Source organism: Exiguobacterium sp. S3, from assembly GCF_018617295.1.
GTDB lineage: Bacteria > Bacillota > Bacilli > Exiguobacteriales > Exiguobacteriaceae > Exiguobacterium > Exiguobacterium profundum.
This window is the reverse complement of record NZ_JACSJW010000002.1, coordinates 323,042-337,683: the sequence shown is the minus strand read 5'-3', so window position 1 is coordinate 337,683 and position 14,642 is coordinate 323,042. Positions and strand designations below refer to the sequence as shown.

The window sequence follows — 14,642 nt, the reverse complement described above, 5'->3', positions numbered from 1 at the left end:
CAATTGCTTTGATCCTTTTTTAGTCAGAGTCATTCCGTGTTATCCTGTGATGCCCTTATTCGACCTGTATCCTTATCCTCTCCAAGCCTTTCAGAATCGCAGCACATATCCTTCTCTTCACTTTTTATTTCTCGAATATTCACCGTACAACACGATTCAGCCGCTGATTTGGTAAATCGTTTTCTGAAGAAGTTCAACATATCTCTCACCCCCTTAAGACACCTCGTTCATACAAGATAAAATATGATTCCTGAGATCATCGACATCATGAGAACAGACAATACAAAAGCGATAATAAGTTGTTTCTTAAAAATGGCTTTCATCAAAACGATTTCCGGTAAACTCGCTCCGGCAGAACTGATCATCATGGCCATCACAGGACCGAGCGCCATGCCTTTCATAATCAATACTTGAGAAATCGGAATCATGCTTGATAATCGAATATATAAAGGAATTCCAATGACTGCGGCAATGGGAATCATCCACCAGGCATCGTGCCCGAACCACTGCACTACCCATTCAGTCGGCACAACACCGTGAATCAGCGAACCGATCGCAGCCCCCATAATCAAATAAGGGTACACATTTTTAATCAGTTGCCAGGTTTCATTCCAAGCATCTGACCAATTGAAGGTATGGCTAGATGGATTAAAACCTGTCATGGTGACGCGTTTGACATACTTTTCAAAACCGAAACGGTCCAAGGTGAATCCGATGAATATTGAACAAATCGCCGTGATCAACGTGTAAAGAACTGTGATTTCCCACCCCATCACGACTCCCATCACCGTAATGATTGTCGGATCAAGTACGGGTGAGGCGAATAGAAAAACCATTACGATAGAAAACGGAATTTTATTTTTTAGTAAATTCACGACGATGGGGATAGTTGAACAGGAGCAAAAAGGAGTGATGAAAGCAAAGACGAGTGCAATCACGCTCGCTGCCATGCGGTTGTTCCCACTTAGTTTCTTCTCAATCGTTCCGTATGGGATGTACGATTGTAATACTTGAATCACAAAGGAAATCGCGACAAATAAAATGGTCAATTCAAGCGCAATGATGCTAAAACTTTTGAGTAAATCAATCATTTTGCTTACCTCCAATTCCATAGAATGAATTCACATTCGACCAATCGAACGCAATTAAATCAAATAATATTGATTTATAGATCAAAAAAAATTGATTTAAAAATCATCGTTTAGACCTAACAAACATCGTTAGGTCTAAACAAACAACATAATTCTGGAGATAGGAGATGATTGACTTCCTGTTCGTTGATTTGATAATAACTCCACGTGCCTTTTGTTTCTTTCGTGATCAAGTTCGCCGTCAACAAAACTTTTAAGTGGTACGACAGTTTGGATTGAGGCATATCAAAGATCTCTGACAAATCAACCACATTGATTGGGCCGGCACACAATTGATTCAGTATGAGCAGACGTTTCTGATCGGCCAACGCTTTGAATTTCGCCTCATAGTGGGCAAACGTATCCTCTAATGGCAAACCATTCAATGTCTTGGTTGAATCATCCATAACCTCACCTCTTTCATCAACTTTTATTGATTAATACAAGCATACTTTACACCGCTAAGAATGGCAATCTTTATATCAAAAAAAATTGATTTATCATTTAAACGCGTGCATTTGTTAAAGATCATGTCGAGCAGGCGACAGATTGTCTTGGTCATACCTGCTCGAACATTCACGTTAAACGTTGAAGAAATCTTCCGGAATCGGCGCCTCAATCTGAATCGTATCTCCTGTCATCGGGTGAATGAATCGCGCAGACGCGCTGTGAAGGGCGTGACGGGACATACGAGCAGTCCCCCCATACATGGAGTCCCCAATGAGCGGATGACCGATATGGCGCAAATGCACGCGAATCTGATGGGTCCGTCCCGTCTCGAGTCGAATCGTCAATAACGAGCCGCTCCCAAACGGCTGACATGCGAGGATGTGCGTGATGGCGAGTTGTCCCTCAGTTGTCACGACTCGCTCCATAATCGAGTTCTCGGCACGCCCGATCGGTGCATCAATCGTTTGTGGCGTCACTTCTTCTTCGACCAATGCCTTGTACGTACGCATCAATCCATTCGCTTTCTGAAGTTCGCTAAATCGATGATGGATGAATCCATACTTTGCAAACAAGACGACACCGCTCGTATCACGATCGAGTCGATTGACCACATGAATCGCAGATGACAGACCGATGCGTTGATAATAGCCAAGTACAGCGTTCGCAAGTGTATCGGTTGGATGTAGTCGTGATGGTATCGTGGCAATCCCTGCCGGTTTATCGACCGCCAACAGTGTATCGTCTTCATACAGGATTCGAATCGGTCTTTCCGAAGCGACCATGTCGAGTGATGGGGATTCGGGCGGGAATCGCACGATCACTTCATCTCCTGGTTCGAGTTCATGCCTTACGGTGCGGTGCATACCGTTCACTTCAATATCGCCTTCATGCTTCACGAGCGTGAGCATCTTTCGAGAAATGCCCATATCTTGCATTAAAAAGTCGCGAAGTGGGATGGCTTTCTCCACAACGCGACGAATCGTAAACCCTTGCATTCGTTACTTTCCTTCCTCGATGAACGATTCGCGAACTCGGCGCCAGAATGGGAAGGGCCGGAAGCGAGCGAACGTCACTTTTTCTTTTGCGACCGCACATCGAATCGAGACGACATCCGACCAGGACAACGCTTCCTGATGGTCAAACGCCAATTCAAATTCGGTTTTCGTGTGCGGTTTGATTTTCACTTGATGGTGTTTTGGTAAGAGAAGCGGTGCACCGATCGTTCGATACACTAGGTTGTTGATTGAAGCCATCTCGGTCACTTGAATGGCTTCAATCGATGGGTGAACGATCGCTCCACCGAGTGCCTTATTGTAGGCGGTCGAACCCGATGGTGTCGAAATACATAATCCATCTCCACGGAACGTTTCAAAGTAGTCGTCTCGAATCGATAAATCACAGACGAGCGTTCGCTTGTAGTTCTTAATCGTGCAATCATTCATCGCCAGTCGACGATCAGTCTCCCCGTTCTCATAGTCAATGAGCACCTCAACGAGCGGATAGGAGACCGGCTCGAACGATTCGCTCGTGATCATCTCGGTCAGTTCATCCAACTCATCCGGTTGCCAATCGGCATAAAATCCGAGATGCCCGGTATGAATCCCGACAAGTAGCGTTTCATCGAGTCGGTCGATGTATTTATGAAACGCCTGTAACATCGTCCCGTCCCCTCCGACCGATACTACGATTCGGGGCTGTTCCGATAATGTATGCCCGGCGGCTTGAAGTTTTTCAGTCAGTTCCTGGGCGATCTCCGCTGATCGCGTATCTCCCCTCGATACAATCGCAAACTGCATATCGGTTTCCCCCTAGTCTTCGTCCGTTTTCACGTTCATCTCTTTATCCCGAAACACTTGCTGGGCGTCCTGGATTTCAACGCGGAGTTGGCTCATCTCGGCATCGAGTAAAAAGGCTGCCTCGGCTGCGCGTCTCAATCGTTCCTGCACTTCAAGAGGCATGTCACCATCATATTTATAATTCAATGAGTGCTCAATCGTGGCCCAGAAATTCATCGCAAGCGTGCGGATTTGCACTTCAACGAGCGTAGGGATTTCACCGTGAATCGTTTGGACCGGGTACTCGATGATGACATGATACGATCGATAGCCCGAGTCTTTCTGATGGGTAATGTAATTGCGTTCTTCCACTATTTTAAAATCTGTTCGACGATGTAGCAAATCCAAGACGTGAACGATATCATCGACAAATTGGCACATGATTCGTAATCCCGCTATATCCTGCATATCCGTCGCCAATTCATGGTCAGCGATATTTTTTCGTTTCGCTTTCTCGAGAATGCTCCCGACCGGCTTCACTCGACCTGTGACAAATTCAATCGGAGAATGGTCATTTTGGGACTTGAATTGCTTACGAACGGCTTTCAATTTGACTTTCAACTCGTCTACCGCGATTTGATATGGTACTAAAAACTGATCCCAGTTCACTGATTGCATACGCTGTCACCACTTTCGTTCTTTTCCGGAAAAAACGCGTCCTTTCCGTATGTATCCGTTTGTATGGTATCATAAACGAACAATTGTTCATAGAATGGAGCGATGATTCATGACCCAAGAAGTGGAAATTGAATTTAAATCAATGTTGACGAAAGACGAGTATGAGACACTCCTACGTGCCTATCAGCTTGATGACCAAGTTCGTTGGCAGGCGAATGATTATTTCGACACCCCTTCCTTTCAGCTAAAAGCGAACGGGGCAGCACTTCGCATTCGCGAGAAGAAACATGGTCAAGTGCTGACGTTAAAGCAACCAAACGAGGTCGGATTGCTTGAGACACATGCCACAATTACAGAAGATGAGGCTGAGGATCTGTTTAAGTACGGAATCATTCATGACGAGCAAATGAAGCAGGCACTGGCCCCGTTCCAGCTGAATGCACCGCTCGAACATCTCGGTCGACTCGAGACGAATCGGGCAGAGTTGCAGACAGAAGACGGTCTACTCGTTTTGGACGAAAGCCATTATTTGGAGACGAGCGACTATGAAATAGAATTTGAAGTGACGAATGAAGAAGAGGGAAAACGTGCGTTCGAAGGACTTCTTGCAAAACACGGTCTCCCCTATCGTCCCGCCAAAAATAAAATCGTCCGATTCATGGAATTGAAAATGAGTCGATTGGAAGGTTGAGCAGATACATTGCCAACCTTTTTTTTTCGTTGCTACAATGAGTTTACAAAGTTAAATGAGTTTTTTGACGAGAGGAGGCGACACAAATGGAACTTGAACAATGTAATGGGTCATCCTGTTCACTGGAAGAAACTCCTATTCAAGTAACGTATAAGCCATTGGAGTTATTCTATTTCATGGACATCTCAAGTCCTGAGAACTTTCACGTGATGACACTGATCAAAAAGTTAGAGATTGAATACGGACATGTGATTCGTTTTCGAATGGTCTCTACCGTTCCTAGCTGTGTTGGCGGATGTCAGGAAGAAGTTCGCCTTCTCACCATGATCAAAGCGCTGGAATTACAAGGGAAACGTCATGCGATGCGCTTCTTGCGTCATTTGCATGTGAATGATCTATTCTCTGGTGAACAACTTGGTTCAATCGATTTATGGGAAATCGCACGTTCTTTCGAAGAGTATGGCCTTGATTTAAGTGAACTCGAAGCCGATCTTCAATCGAACCAGCTCTTGAATGCATTGGCTGTCGACCATCAAGTGTTGAAAGATTGGGAGATTGAGTCATTGCCCGCACTCACATTCGTGACGCGCGATGAAGCATTGAAGATTGAAGGGGTTTATCCGTACGACGTCTATCAATCGGTCATGACTGAATTGTTAGGTTATGCACCGAGCCGTTCGACCGATTGGGACGTAGCCAAAGTGTTGGCACGCTATGATGCTTCGACCATCACAGAGCTATCGTACATTCTAGACTTGGAGAAGACAGTGATTGAACGCGAATTGAAGAAGCTCTCCCTACAACAGCGTTGCCGTCCTGTGCCAGGATGTAGCGGTGAAGCGTGGGCTCAAACGAAATAAAAAAGAACCCCATGGCCGGGGAGCCATGGGGTTTTTGACGTCTCAAGCGGGGACAAGAGACATCGAACCTTGAGGCCCGGGGAAGGCCTACAAGATGGGAGAAAGTTTACGGTCAATAAAGGGGTTTGTGATTGATTTCACACTTATAATATACCTAGTACAGAATCACCTGACAACCTCTTTGTGCATATTGTCACATATTGTTCACGAGAACAATAATGATTCCATTTCATCAAGAACTGCCTCGAACTGATCGAGCGCCTTCAATACCGGCTCCTTCGTCGTCATATCGACACCAGCCGCCTTCAGCACCTCAATCGGATAGTCACTAGAACCCGCCTTCAAGAAGTTATCGATATAACGACGTACGGCTGGCTCCCCTTCTTCCATGATTTGTTGTGACAGTGCAGCAGATGCCGAAATCCCTGTCGCATATTGATAGACGTAGTAGTTGTAATAGAAGTGCGGGATGCGCGCCCACTCATATGAAATCTCTTCATCGATGACAATCTCGTCTCCGAAATAGCGTTTGTTCAACTCGAGGTAAGTTTCATTTAAGTACTCCGGAGTGAGCGATACGCCTTCTTGAGCAGCTTGATGAATCATGTGTTCGAATTCAGCGAACATCGTTTGACGGAACAATGTTCCACGGAACGTTTCAAGCTGATTGTTCAGCAAGTAGAGACGCTCCTCTTTCGCTGTTCTCGTTTTCAACAAATGGTCGTTTAACAAAGCTTCGTTCGTCGTCGATGCCACTTCTGCAACGAAGATCGAGTAATCGCCATACGGATATGGTTGCGATGTGCGTGTGTAATGACTATGCACCGAGTGTCCGAACTCGTGTGCGAGCGTGAACAAGTTGTTGACGTTATCTTGCCAGTTCATGAGGATGAACGGTTGCGTATCGTATGCTCCCGAGGAGTAAGCACCGCTACGCTTACCACGCGTCTCTCGCACGTCGACCCAACGCGATTCGAGACCGTCTTTGACAATTTGGACGTACTCTTCTCCTAGTGGTGCCAAACCATCTACCATCCATTGTTTCGCTTCCTCATATGACACTTTCATCTCGACATCTTTGACGAGCGGTGTGTAGAGGTCATACATATGCAGCTCATCTAAGCCGAGCGCTCGCTTACGTAACGCGACATAACGATGTAACAAGTCGAGTCGTTCGTTCACTGCTTCTACGAGGCCATCGTATACAGACTCCGGAATCGCATTATGGTGGAGTGCGGACTGTCTTGCACTTTCAAACTTACGCACAGTCGCATAGAAGTTATCTTTCTTCACACTTCCTGACAATGTTGAGGCGAACGTATTCAAATATTGCGCGTACGTCCCGTACATCGCTTTAAATGCCCCTTCGCGAACGCTTCGGTCAGCCGATTCAAGGAACGTGATATATCGACCGTGCGTCAACTCAACTTCTTCCCCTTTTTCATTTTTCACTTTCGGGAATTTTAAATCTGCGTTGTTGAGCATACCGAACGTCGAGCTCGATTGACCGAGCACATCTCCCGCTTGTGCCAAAATGGCTTCTTCTGCCTCTGTCAATACGTGCGGACGCTCAAGTGCCAACTCATCGAATGCATGACGATAAACGCGAAGTGACTCATTCTGCTCCATGAAGGCTTCAATCTGATTCTCATCAATCGAAAGCAACTCAGGTGTCATAAACGCGAGTTGCGCTGAAACTTGAGAAGCAAGTGAGCCGGCACGATCATTCAATGCTTGATAATGGCTATTCGCCGTGTCTTCGTCATAGCGCATGTGCGCATACGTATATAGCTTATGTAACTGACGTGAGAGATCGTCCCGAAGTTGCAACGCTTCGTATAACGTTTCCGCCGACTCCCCAAGGCGTCCTTTAAATCCAATCAATGCCGGTACTTTCTCTTTTAACGCTTGAAAATCCGATTCCCAAGCCTCGTCATTGCTGTAGATGGTCTCTAAGTTCCATGTTTCTTCCACTGGAACTTGTTGTCTAGTCAATACCTCTGACATACGTCCACTTCCTTTTCGATGATTAAGTCGATTGTAAGATCAATCGCTGAAGTCCTTGAAACAAACGTGTATCGTGATGTCTGGCCTCCTCGTAAGGCCATGACCTGACATCACAGGATAGACGACTCGCATTCAAGAGTTGTTTCCATTGTACATGAAATGACTGGGAAAAGTCGCTTGTCGGTGTCACTCCAAATTGTCGACACGTTTTTTGAATACTACATTCCACGGAATCGTGAGGTGACTCGTAGCGATTCAAATAAAGAACGGTTTGAAAATCAATCGAATGCACACGAATTCCCCAAAGCGATGATAGCGGAAGGTAACAGGCGGTCGGTAATAATGCGGGTAACAGACCAAGTGGATAGAGCCGATTCAATATGAGCCGTCGATTTAACGGAGATGGATAAAGAGGCGACATACGTTTACGACGAATCATCTCTGTCCATTTAAAAGCATCGAACCGGTAGTAAGCTTCGTACGGTGACGTGTTCACGGAAGATGAGATTTCCCAGCTTCCGATTCCATACTTAATCGAAATCGGAAATCCATTGAAGCGTAACAATCTCCCATTTTTCACCGTCAACAACCTATGTCTCTGAAACAGTTCTAGACGCATCCATGGTTGAAACGATTGATTGCTTCTCAAATCGAGACCGCTCGCGATCCAAATTACATCAAGCCCCGCTCGTCGATAATCAATCGTTCGCTCGGCGTATTCTTCCGGTCGCAAGGGAGATGCCTGAATTTCGAACACGGTGTGCTGCCCGTCCATGTTCGTGAGTACGTCAGCTCGACGATTCTTAATCGTCACCTCTTGCTCGACTGGATAGCCTTTCTCTTGAAGCCACTGGCACACCGCCCATTTATCCTGATGGTGCGTGACCGATTCAGCCCTCCCACAGGTGTGGATATGCGCAAAATGCAGCCGTCGCTTCACACCTTGCTTTACAATCAATACTTCCTGACAAGTCGGACATCGAAAAGGAGCAAGTTGCTCTGCTTGCATCCGATTTAATGTAAAGGAATCAATGATATCCCCTTCCCGATCGATTGCAAACCGCATCTTGCTCCCTCCTCATAGCAATGGTGAAAACATTCTGGCTAATGATTCAACGAGTTTGATAAAGAATGACCGTTTCGCGAACTCTTCTAATACGAGTTCGTGTGACCCTTCGAAATCATCATATAAGTCTTGTTTCAGTTGATGGACTGAGTTCGTGTTATAGAGGAGCGCATTGACCTCGAAGTTCAAATGAAAGCTCCGAAAATCCATATTCGCCGTCCCGATCGTGGCTAATCCATCATCCACCACGATGACTTTTGAATGCATAAATCCCTTTTCATATAGATAAATCTTCACCCCGGCGAGTAACAGTTCTTCGTAATAGGACCGACTTGCGTAGAACACGATCTTATGGTCCGGATAACTCGGTAAGACGATACGGACATCGATCCCTGATAATGACGCCGTCTTCAAGGCACTCATAATGTCCTCATCCGGAATCAAGTAAGGTGACGAAATGTAGACAGATTTTTTCGCAGCATTGATGAGTGAAAAGTAAATGGATTTCATCGTCTCATACGGTTCATCCGGTCCACTTGCAACGATTTGGACCCCTCCGCTCGCACTTCTTACCGTTTCAAGCGGCTCTAGATAGAACGGTGTGAACAGGCGTTCCCCGGTCATGTAATACCAATCTTGCAAGAAAATCAATTGCAGTTCAGATACCCCTTCGCCTCTGACATACAGATGGGTGTCGCGCCAAAACCCGAACTTAGAGTGCTCACCCAAGTACTCATCCCCTACATTCAAGCCACCTGTAAATGCCTCCGTACCATCGATGACCACGATCTTCCGATGGTTGCGATAGTTCGTCTTACTTGAAACGAGTGGCAATACAACTGGAAAGAATGCCTGGACTTGGACACCGGCTTGCTTCATCTCTTCAAAGAACGTGCCGCTCGTATGAATGGACCCGACGGCATCATACAAAAATCGTACTTCGACCCCCGCCTTCGCTTTTTCGATCAAGATCCGCTGTATTTCCCGAGAAATGCGATCTTCCCGGAAAATATAATACTCTAGATGGATGTGTCGGGACGCTCCTTTCAGAGCCGGCAATAACTTCGAAAATTTTTCACGGCCGTTCGTCAAGATTTGCGTATACGTATTCGATGAGACCGGTAACTGGTTCAACGAAGAAGTCAAATGCATCAGCTTCTCGTAATCGTCGTGGGCGAACATGAGGGACGGCGACAACGTCATCGCTTTCTGACGATAGGCCAAGTACGTCTCTTCATCAAGCATCGCTTTTTCTTTGAACATACGTTTACGGCGATAGTTCTGACCGAATACAAAGTATGCGAATAATCCGATGACCGGAAAACCAATCATGACAATTGCCCAAATGAGCGTACGTTGTGGATTTCGATTTTCAAGTAAGATGACGAGCAATATGCTGAACGTTGTCAAAAAGACGAGAATCGAGAACAATCCGATTACTTGTGAGCTCCAGTAATACGATAATATCGCAATGAGTCCTGCGAGCAAAATGAGGGAAAAGAGTACTTGTATGCGTCGCAACATATTATAAGCTGACCTCGTTTCTGTCATGTATTATCATTAATTATACATCGTAACGTCATCTTTTTGAGGGGAGCGAATGAATTATGGGGACTTTTCTAATCACCGGTGCGACAAGTGGGATTGGTCGCGCCGTCGCTTTGCAGTTGACTGGTAAGGGGCACCGTGTCATCGGGATCGGTCGGGACGAAACGAGAGGTGCCGCCCTCGAGTCTGATTCAAATGGACAAGCCACATTTATTCGATGTGACCTTGCTTCGACAGAGGACATCGATCATCTTTTCGCTCAGTTAAAAGAGCAAGGTGTGACCTTGAACGGATTATTCAATAACGCTGCCACATTCGGCAGACCGGGCACCCCTGAGCGTTTGACACATGAGTCGTATACTGAGGTGTTCGAGGTCAACCTGTATGCGCTGAACACCGTCACACAGCGCGCCATTCCCTTGTTTGACCAAGGAGCGAGTGTCGTCAACAATGCCGCCATCGTCGGGCACGTCAAGTTCCCTCCGATGCTCGCGCACTATGCCGCTTCAAAAGCGGCCGTAGTGGCCTTAACCAAAACGTTCGCGCACCGAATGAAAGGAAAAGTAAGATTCAATGCCGTTTGTTTCGGACCGATTGATACACCTCTTAGTCACAAGTTATACGGCGGGGAAGCGAAGTTTAAAGAGGCGATGACCCATCATTTCCGGGGACATGCCGCCCTCCCTGAGGAAGTAGCGCCGGTCGTCGAATTTTTATTGACGGATGCCTCAACGTATATTAACGGCCAAGCCATCACGGTCGATGGCGGGTATACATTGTCTTGAACAGAGACCACCTCTTCTTTTGAACAGGTGGTCTCTACTCATGTCGCCATCTTTTTAGCCCGATTGATCTTATTGTGTAAATAATTCTGTTCTTTCACATGAAGACGATCCCAATCAATCACATCCACAAAATATTGAATCATGTCCTCAAAGGTCGAATCGAGCGTTTCATGCGCTTGAAGGCGCGCCATTCGAATCGCTTCAAACACGGACCCCATCACGAAGATATCTCGGCTGGCATAAGTCTGCATCGGTGATAATGATTCAAATAGAATCGTCTCAAGCGTTTTTCGCTTCACATGCCAGTCGCACTTTCCGTTCGAATATAGGAAATCGCCATCCGGTAATTCACAAAGCTCTCGTAAAATATCCCCGATGTAATGAATCGCATGAATTGCCGTATTCGGATCATTGATTCCTGGAGAAATACCACGTAGCGCAATCTCACTCAATTTTTCAATCGCAAATGACGGGTCTTGCATCGAAGAACGCACTTCGCCAATCTCAAACAACTCGATATCCGGTGCGTCCTCGCCTTTCCAAAACCCGAGTAAATCACCTTTGGCAACGAAATCCCCGACGGCTACGACGGACTCAAAGTCCGTTTCATGATCTCCTTGTTTCTCTCTTAAAAACAATCGGATGTACCCCGTTTGCGGAGCTCGTACCGCTTGACCTTCCAATGAATGGACAGATCGAGGCAAGACGAGATGAACCTCATCCGACTCAATCGCATCTTTTTGCTCACTGATGACAGAGAGCGCTTCTTTATGTAACTCGGATAAAAGACGTTCCGCCTGAATCGAAACACTGACCGTCTGGATGAACTTGACGAATGCCCAGATTGAACCAATGACTAAGAGCACACTGATCCCAGACGACAATACGACGCCTTCATCTGCCGTACGGACGAGGAATAAGTTCGAAATTCCATAAACCGTCGTCATGATGAAAAGACCGAGCGTATGCTTGGCCGACGTGTTCGTCAAAAAGTTGTTGATCGTCCGAGGAGAAAACTGAGAGGAATACGTCGTCAACACGACCAAAATCGTGGAAAAGCTGAACGTCATCATCGTCATCAGGCTCGTAAATGTCGAAGACAACACAGACGCCGCTGAGTCCAGGTCTAAATAAATAAATTCAGGTAATAAATCTCGGAAAAACTCCCCAAACACTTGAGTGAATGCCGTTAGTACGATGCCACCCATTCCGTATAAAAATGGGACAAACCATGCGCTGTCATCAAGTAGTAATCGAATTCGTCTCACCATACCAACACCTCTTTACCGTCGATTTGAAAAAATCGCCTGTCCAACTGAACAGGCGATGTACCATTAAAAATAGTGACGCACTTTCGCAAAGACGTCGCCATCGAGAATGAGTTTCCCATACTCTTCAAGCATCGGTTGCGTCTGTGTACTGAATGTTAAATACTCTGCTAAAAGACTGAGTGCATTCTCTTCGTCTTCCGGTTCCATTTCATCCGGGAAATCAATCCACAAGTAGTAACGGTCTTGATAGTGATATAGTTTCAAATCAAGATCGCTGAACATGTCTCCTGTACGTTTACTCAGCGAAATGATTGCCTCGAAATCATTCGTTTCCATCGCGAGTGGTGCCCAAGCATCTGCCTCGGCTTCAAGTTCATCCAACTCACTCAATTGGTCGAGTACCGATTGTTGATCCCGTGCCTCATCGATTGCTGATCGAAGGAGCGAACCGAGTTCAGAATCGTCTTCCGTGTCCATTACATTTTTCGCGATCGTCACAGTCACTTCTAGACCTTTTTCAAAAGCTTGTACTTGAATCCATAGTGGACCATCAAACGAGATGTCTTCACGTTCGTGAGCCTCGTCCATCATTTGCCAGAACAGCTGCTCGCCACGTTCCCGGTTGTACCAAATTTCATCACGAGCAAAACCACGTTTTTCGATATCCACGTATGTGATGAAAAATTTGACGGTATTATCATTGATGCGCTCAATTTTCACGATTGTCCACTCCCTTCTCACCTCGCTCCCAATTCACATAAGGAGGAGAGGGGAAATTGTCTTGTTATCTTTGTACCCTTTTTAATATCGTTCAATCTAGATGAAGGGTTATAACTTTATTTTATAGGAAATAATCAATAATAAAAAGCACACTGCTTAAACAGTATGCTCTCATTCATTCACAAGTCGTTGGGCTTCTTGTAATTGGAACGTCCGAACTTTACGTGGCAAGAATCGACGAATCTCATCTTCGTTATATCCGACCTGTAAACGTTTCTCATCAATAAGGATCGGACGACGTAAAAGCCCTGGATATTCTTGAATCAAATCGTAAAGCTGTTGAAGAGATAGCGCATCAACAGACACATCGATTTTAGAAAAGACTTTCGAACGAGTCGAAATGATTTCATCCGTCCCGTCTTCCGTCATACGTAAAATTTGTTTAATCTCATTCAATGAGAGCGGTTCTGAAAATATGTTTCGTTCTGTAAACGGGATATCATGTTCTTCGAGCCAAGCCCGTGCCTTTCGGCAAGATGTACAGCTTGGAGACGTATAAAGTGTGACCATTTTTCTTCCTCCCTGATCGAGTATGCGTCCATCTTTTTAAGTGACTCTATTTGTATACCCAAATTCGCATCCACTTAATTATAGTAATTCTTATTTATCAAAACTTCAATGATATTCTTTATCAATCAGATATGAAAAGAGGGCGCATTCATTGAATGCGACCTTGAACGACCTAACTTAAGACGCAGGGATTCGAGAAACCGGTTGAGACACCGTCTCTTTCCCTGGCTTGACTTGTAAGTCTTTCAACTTTTTCTTCAATACTTCTTTCAAAAGTCTCTTTTTCTCTCGCAGAACTTTGTCACGTTCTTTCATGGCCTCTCACCCCCATACAGCGTAAGGAACCTCCCGAGCATTACCGATTCTGAAAATCTTGAAGTTGCACTATATCTACATTTAAATTATAGCACACTCGTTTGTGAAATGTGAATCATTCTTATACGTTCATCTCAAATTAACACCGATATCGTTTGCAATGACTTGAAGAAACCTGTATAGTTTATAGAAATAACCCTTTTATTTTTAAGGAGGAGAGCGATGATGAGAATCACTTTAGAAACGATTATGAAACATCCGGTTACCCAAAAATATTTAACTCGATCTGGCTTAAAACATGCGGTCGACGTCTGTGAACGCGCTCTCGAAATGGCAACGAAACGTGGTCTTGATACAGATTTGGCGACGAAAGCTGCGCTTCTTCATGATATCGGACACTATGAATGGTATACAGAAGGTAAATGGAATTATGATTTGTATCGTCAGAACGATATCCATGCGATCAAAGGGGCTGAACGGGCTCATAAACTATTAATTCGATTAGGGGAAGATCCAGCCCGGGCAAAAGAGATTTCTGTCATGATACTGTTGCACACGGATTCCTATTTACCACCGAGTCGTATCCAACGGACCCCACTGCAACAACTCGTCCATGATGCGGACACGTATGTGGAGCAGCCAGGCGGTCTTCACCATTATGAAACAATGGAAATTGAAGATGCGCTAGCTCGCGTCCGTCAAATCGATGCCATCGTCGAGCGTCTAGCTAATTTACCACGCATCTCAAACGGATAATCAGTCACCTACTTTAATAG

General features: G+C 45.5%; 16 protein-coding genes. 4 read left to right on the top strand and 12 right to left on the bottom strand.

Annotated elements, in window-relative coordinates; genetic code table 11:
- Nucleotides 1-227: 227 nt before the first annotated feature.
- From KNO65_RS06665 to yjbM, 5 genes are all read right to left on the bottom strand, one after another.
- Nucleotides 228-1,091: a permease gene (locus tag KNO65_RS06665; protein ID WP_214782767.1), complete on the bottom strand. Its 864-nt coding sequence runs from the start codon at nt 1,089-1,091 to the stop codon at nt 228-230.
- A gap of 116 nt (nt 1,092-1,207) precedes the next feature.
- Nucleotides 1,208-1,537 carry an ArsR/SmtB family transcription factor gene (locus KNO65_RS06660; RefSeq protein ID WP_214775844.1) on the bottom strand — a complete coding sequence of 110 codons (330 nt, stop codon included), beginning with the start codon at nt 1,535-1,537 and terminating at the stop codon, nt 1,208-1,210.
- A gap of 174 nt (nt 1,538-1,711) precedes the next feature.
- Nucleotides 1,712-2,575: an RluA family pseudouridine synthase gene (locus tag KNO65_RS06655; protein ID WP_214782764.1), complete on the bottom strand. Its 864-nt coding sequence runs from the start codon at nt 2,573-2,575 to the stop codon at nt 1,712-1,714.
- 3 nt (nt 2,576-2,578) lie between these two features.
- Nucleotides 2,579-3,376, bottom strand: coding sequence for an NAD kinase (locus KNO65_RS06650; RefSeq protein WP_047795471.1), 798 nt, complete (start codon nt 3,374-3,376; stop codon nt 2,579-2,581).
- Between the two features lie 12 nt (nt 3,377-3,388).
- The gene (yjbM, locus tag KNO65_RS06645) at nt 3,389-4,033 is read right to left on the bottom strand and encodes a GTP diphosphokinase (RefSeq protein WP_015881226.1); all 645 of its coding nucleotides are present in this window, start codon (nt 4,031-4,033) and stop codon (nt 3,389-3,391) included.
- Nucleotides 4,034-4,142: 109 nt separating this feature from the next.
- Between yjbM and KNO65_RS06640 the strand changes: the two genes are divergently transcribed.
- Together KNO65_RS06640 and KNO65_RS06635 are read left to right on the top strand one after the other, a co-directional pair.
- A complete protein-coding gene (locus tag KNO65_RS06640; RefSeq protein WP_015881225.1) occupies nt 4,143-4,724 on the top strand; it encodes a CYTH domain-containing protein in 582 nt (193 codons plus the stop codon).
- Between the two features lie 86 nt (nt 4,725-4,810).
- Nucleotides 4,811-5,584, top strand: a complete 774-nt coding sequence (locus tag KNO65_RS06635; protein WP_015881224.1) for a DsbA family protein — start codon at nt 4,811-4,813, stop codon at nt 5,582-5,584.
- A 204-nt stretch (nt 5,585-5,788) separates the two neighbouring features.
- Here KNO65_RS06635 and pepF read toward each other — a convergent pair whose 3' ends face one another.
- The 3 genes from pepF to cls are packed head-to-tail and all read right to left on the bottom strand — an operon-like array spanning nt 5,789 to nt 10,181.
- A complete protein-coding gene (gene pepF, locus KNO65_RS06630; protein ID WP_015881223.1) occupies nt 5,789-7,591 on the bottom strand; it encodes an oligoendopeptidase F in 1,803 nt (600 codons plus the stop codon).
- 22 nt (nt 7,592-7,613) lie between these two features.
- On the bottom strand, nt 7,614-8,657 hold the full coding sequence (locus tag KNO65_RS06625) for a competence protein CoiA (RefSeq protein ID WP_214782761.1): 1,044 nt from the start codon (nt 8,655-8,657) through the stop codon (nt 7,614-7,616).
- 12 nt (nt 8,658-8,669) lie between these two features.
- Nucleotides 8,670-10,181 carry a cardiolipin synthase gene (gene cls / locus KNO65_RS06620; protein WP_015881221.1) on the bottom strand — a complete coding sequence of 504 codons (1,512 nt, stop codon included), beginning with the start codon at nt 10,179-10,181 and terminating at the stop codon, nt 8,670-8,672.
- An 83-nt stretch (nt 10,182-10,264) separates the two neighbouring features.
- Here cls and KNO65_RS06615 point away from each other — a divergent pair, with 83 nt between their 5' ends.
- The gene (locus KNO65_RS06615; protein ID WP_015881220.1) at nt 10,265-10,990 is read left to right on the top strand and encodes an SDR family NAD(P)-dependent oxidoreductase; all 726 of its coding nucleotides are present in this window, start codon (nt 10,265-10,267) and stop codon (nt 10,988-10,990) included.
- A 38-nt stretch (nt 10,991-11,028) separates the two neighbouring features.
- Here the strand turns inward: KNO65_RS06615 and KNO65_RS06610 are convergent, their stop codons facing one another.
- The 4 genes from KNO65_RS06610 to KNO65_RS06595 all read right to left on the bottom strand — a co-directional run bounded on the left by KNO65_RS06610 (nt 11,029) and on the right by KNO65_RS06595 (nt 13,866).
- Nucleotides 11,029-12,261: a DUF2254 domain-containing protein gene (locus KNO65_RS06610; protein ID WP_214775849.1), complete on the bottom strand. Its 1,233-nt coding sequence runs from the start codon at nt 12,259-12,261 to the stop codon at nt 11,029-11,031.
- A 63-nt stretch (nt 12,262-12,324) separates the two neighbouring features.
- Nucleotides 12,325-12,981 carry an adaptor protein MecA gene (gene mecA, locus KNO65_RS06605; RefSeq protein ID WP_015881218.1) on the bottom strand — a complete coding sequence of 219 codons (657 nt, stop codon included), beginning with the start codon at nt 12,979-12,981 and terminating at the stop codon, nt 12,325-12,327.
- Between the two features lie 171 nt (nt 12,982-13,152).
- The gene (spxA, locus tag KNO65_RS06600; protein ID WP_015881217.1) at nt 13,153-13,551 is read right to left on the bottom strand and encodes a transcriptional regulator SpxA; all 399 of its coding nucleotides are present in this window, start codon (nt 13,549-13,551) and stop codon (nt 13,153-13,155) included.
- A gap of 177 nt (nt 13,552-13,728) precedes the next feature.
- Nucleotides 13,729-13,866, bottom strand: coding sequence for a hypothetical protein (locus tag KNO65_RS06595; RefSeq protein WP_015881216.1), 138 nt, complete (start codon nt 13,864-13,866; stop codon nt 13,729-13,731).
- A 222-nt stretch (nt 13,867-14,088) separates the two neighbouring features.
- Here KNO65_RS06595 and KNO65_RS06590 point away from each other — a divergent pair, with 222 nt between their 5' ends.
- Entirely contained in the window at nt 14,089-14,622 is a 534-nt protein-coding gene (locus KNO65_RS06590; RefSeq protein WP_015881215.1) for an HD domain-containing protein, read from the top strand.
- Nucleotides 14,623-14,642 lie beyond the last annotated feature (20 nt).

What these genes read in the sequence shown, in the direction of transcription:
- cls (WP_015881221.1), bottom strand. Translation starts at nt 10,181, where the DNA reads ATGTTGCGACGCATACAAGTACTCTTTTCCCTCATTTTGCTCGCAGGA.
- KNO65_RS06610 (WP_214775849.1), bottom strand. Translation starts at nt 12,261, where the DNA reads ATGGTGAGACGAATTCGATTACTACTTGATGACAGCGCATGGTTTGTC.
- KNO65_RS06655 (WP_214782764.1), bottom strand. Translation starts at nt 2,575, where the DNA reads ATGCAAGGGTTTACGATTCGTCGCGTTGTGGAGAAAGCCATCCCACTT.
- KNO65_RS06660 (WP_214775844.1), bottom strand. Translation starts at nt 1,537, where the DNA reads ATGGATGATTCAACCAAGACATTGAATGGTTTGCCATTAGAGGATACG.
- yjbM (WP_015881226.1), bottom strand. Translation starts at nt 4,033, where the DNA reads ATGCAATCAGTGAACTGGGATCAGTTTTTAGTACCATATCAAATCGCG.
- KNO65_RS06650 (WP_047795471.1), bottom strand. Translation starts at nt 3,376, where the DNA reads ATGCAGTTTGCGATTGTATCGAGGGGAGATACGCGATCAGCGGAGATC.
- spxA (WP_015881217.1), bottom strand. Translation starts at nt 13,551, where the DNA reads ATGGTCACACTTTATACGTCTCCAAGCTGTACATCTTGCCGAAAGGCA.
- KNO65_RS06640 (WP_015881225.1), top strand. Translation starts at nt 4,143, where the DNA reads ATGACCCAAGAAGTGGAAATTGAATTTAAATCAATGTTGACGAAAGAC.
- KNO65_RS06625 (WP_214782761.1), bottom strand. Translation starts at nt 8,657, where the DNA reads ATGCGGTTTGCAATCGATCGGGAAGGGGATATCATTGATTCCTTTACA.
- KNO65_RS06665 (WP_214782767.1), bottom strand. Translation starts at nt 1,091, where the DNA reads ATGATTGATTTACTCAAAAGTTTTAGCATCATTGCGCTTGAATTGACC.
- KNO65_RS06590 (WP_015881215.1), top strand. Translation starts at nt 14,089, where the DNA reads ATGATGAGAATCACTTTAGAAACGATTATGAAACATCCGGTTACCCAA.
- pepF (WP_015881223.1), bottom strand. Translation starts at nt 7,591, where the DNA reads ATGTCAGAGGTATTGACTAGACAACAAGTTCCAGTGGAAGAAACATGG.
- KNO65_RS06635 (WP_015881224.1), top strand. Translation starts at nt 4,811, where the DNA reads ATGGAACTTGAACAATGTAATGGGTCATCCTGTTCACTGGAAGAAACT.
- KNO65_RS06615 (WP_015881220.1), top strand. Translation starts at nt 10,265, where the DNA reads ATGGGGACTTTTCTAATCACCGGTGCGACAAGTGGGATTGGTCGCGCC.
- KNO65_RS06595 (WP_015881216.1), bottom strand. Translation starts at nt 13,866, where the DNA reads ATGAAAGAACGTGACAAAGTTCTGCGAGAGAAAAAGAGACTTTTGAAA.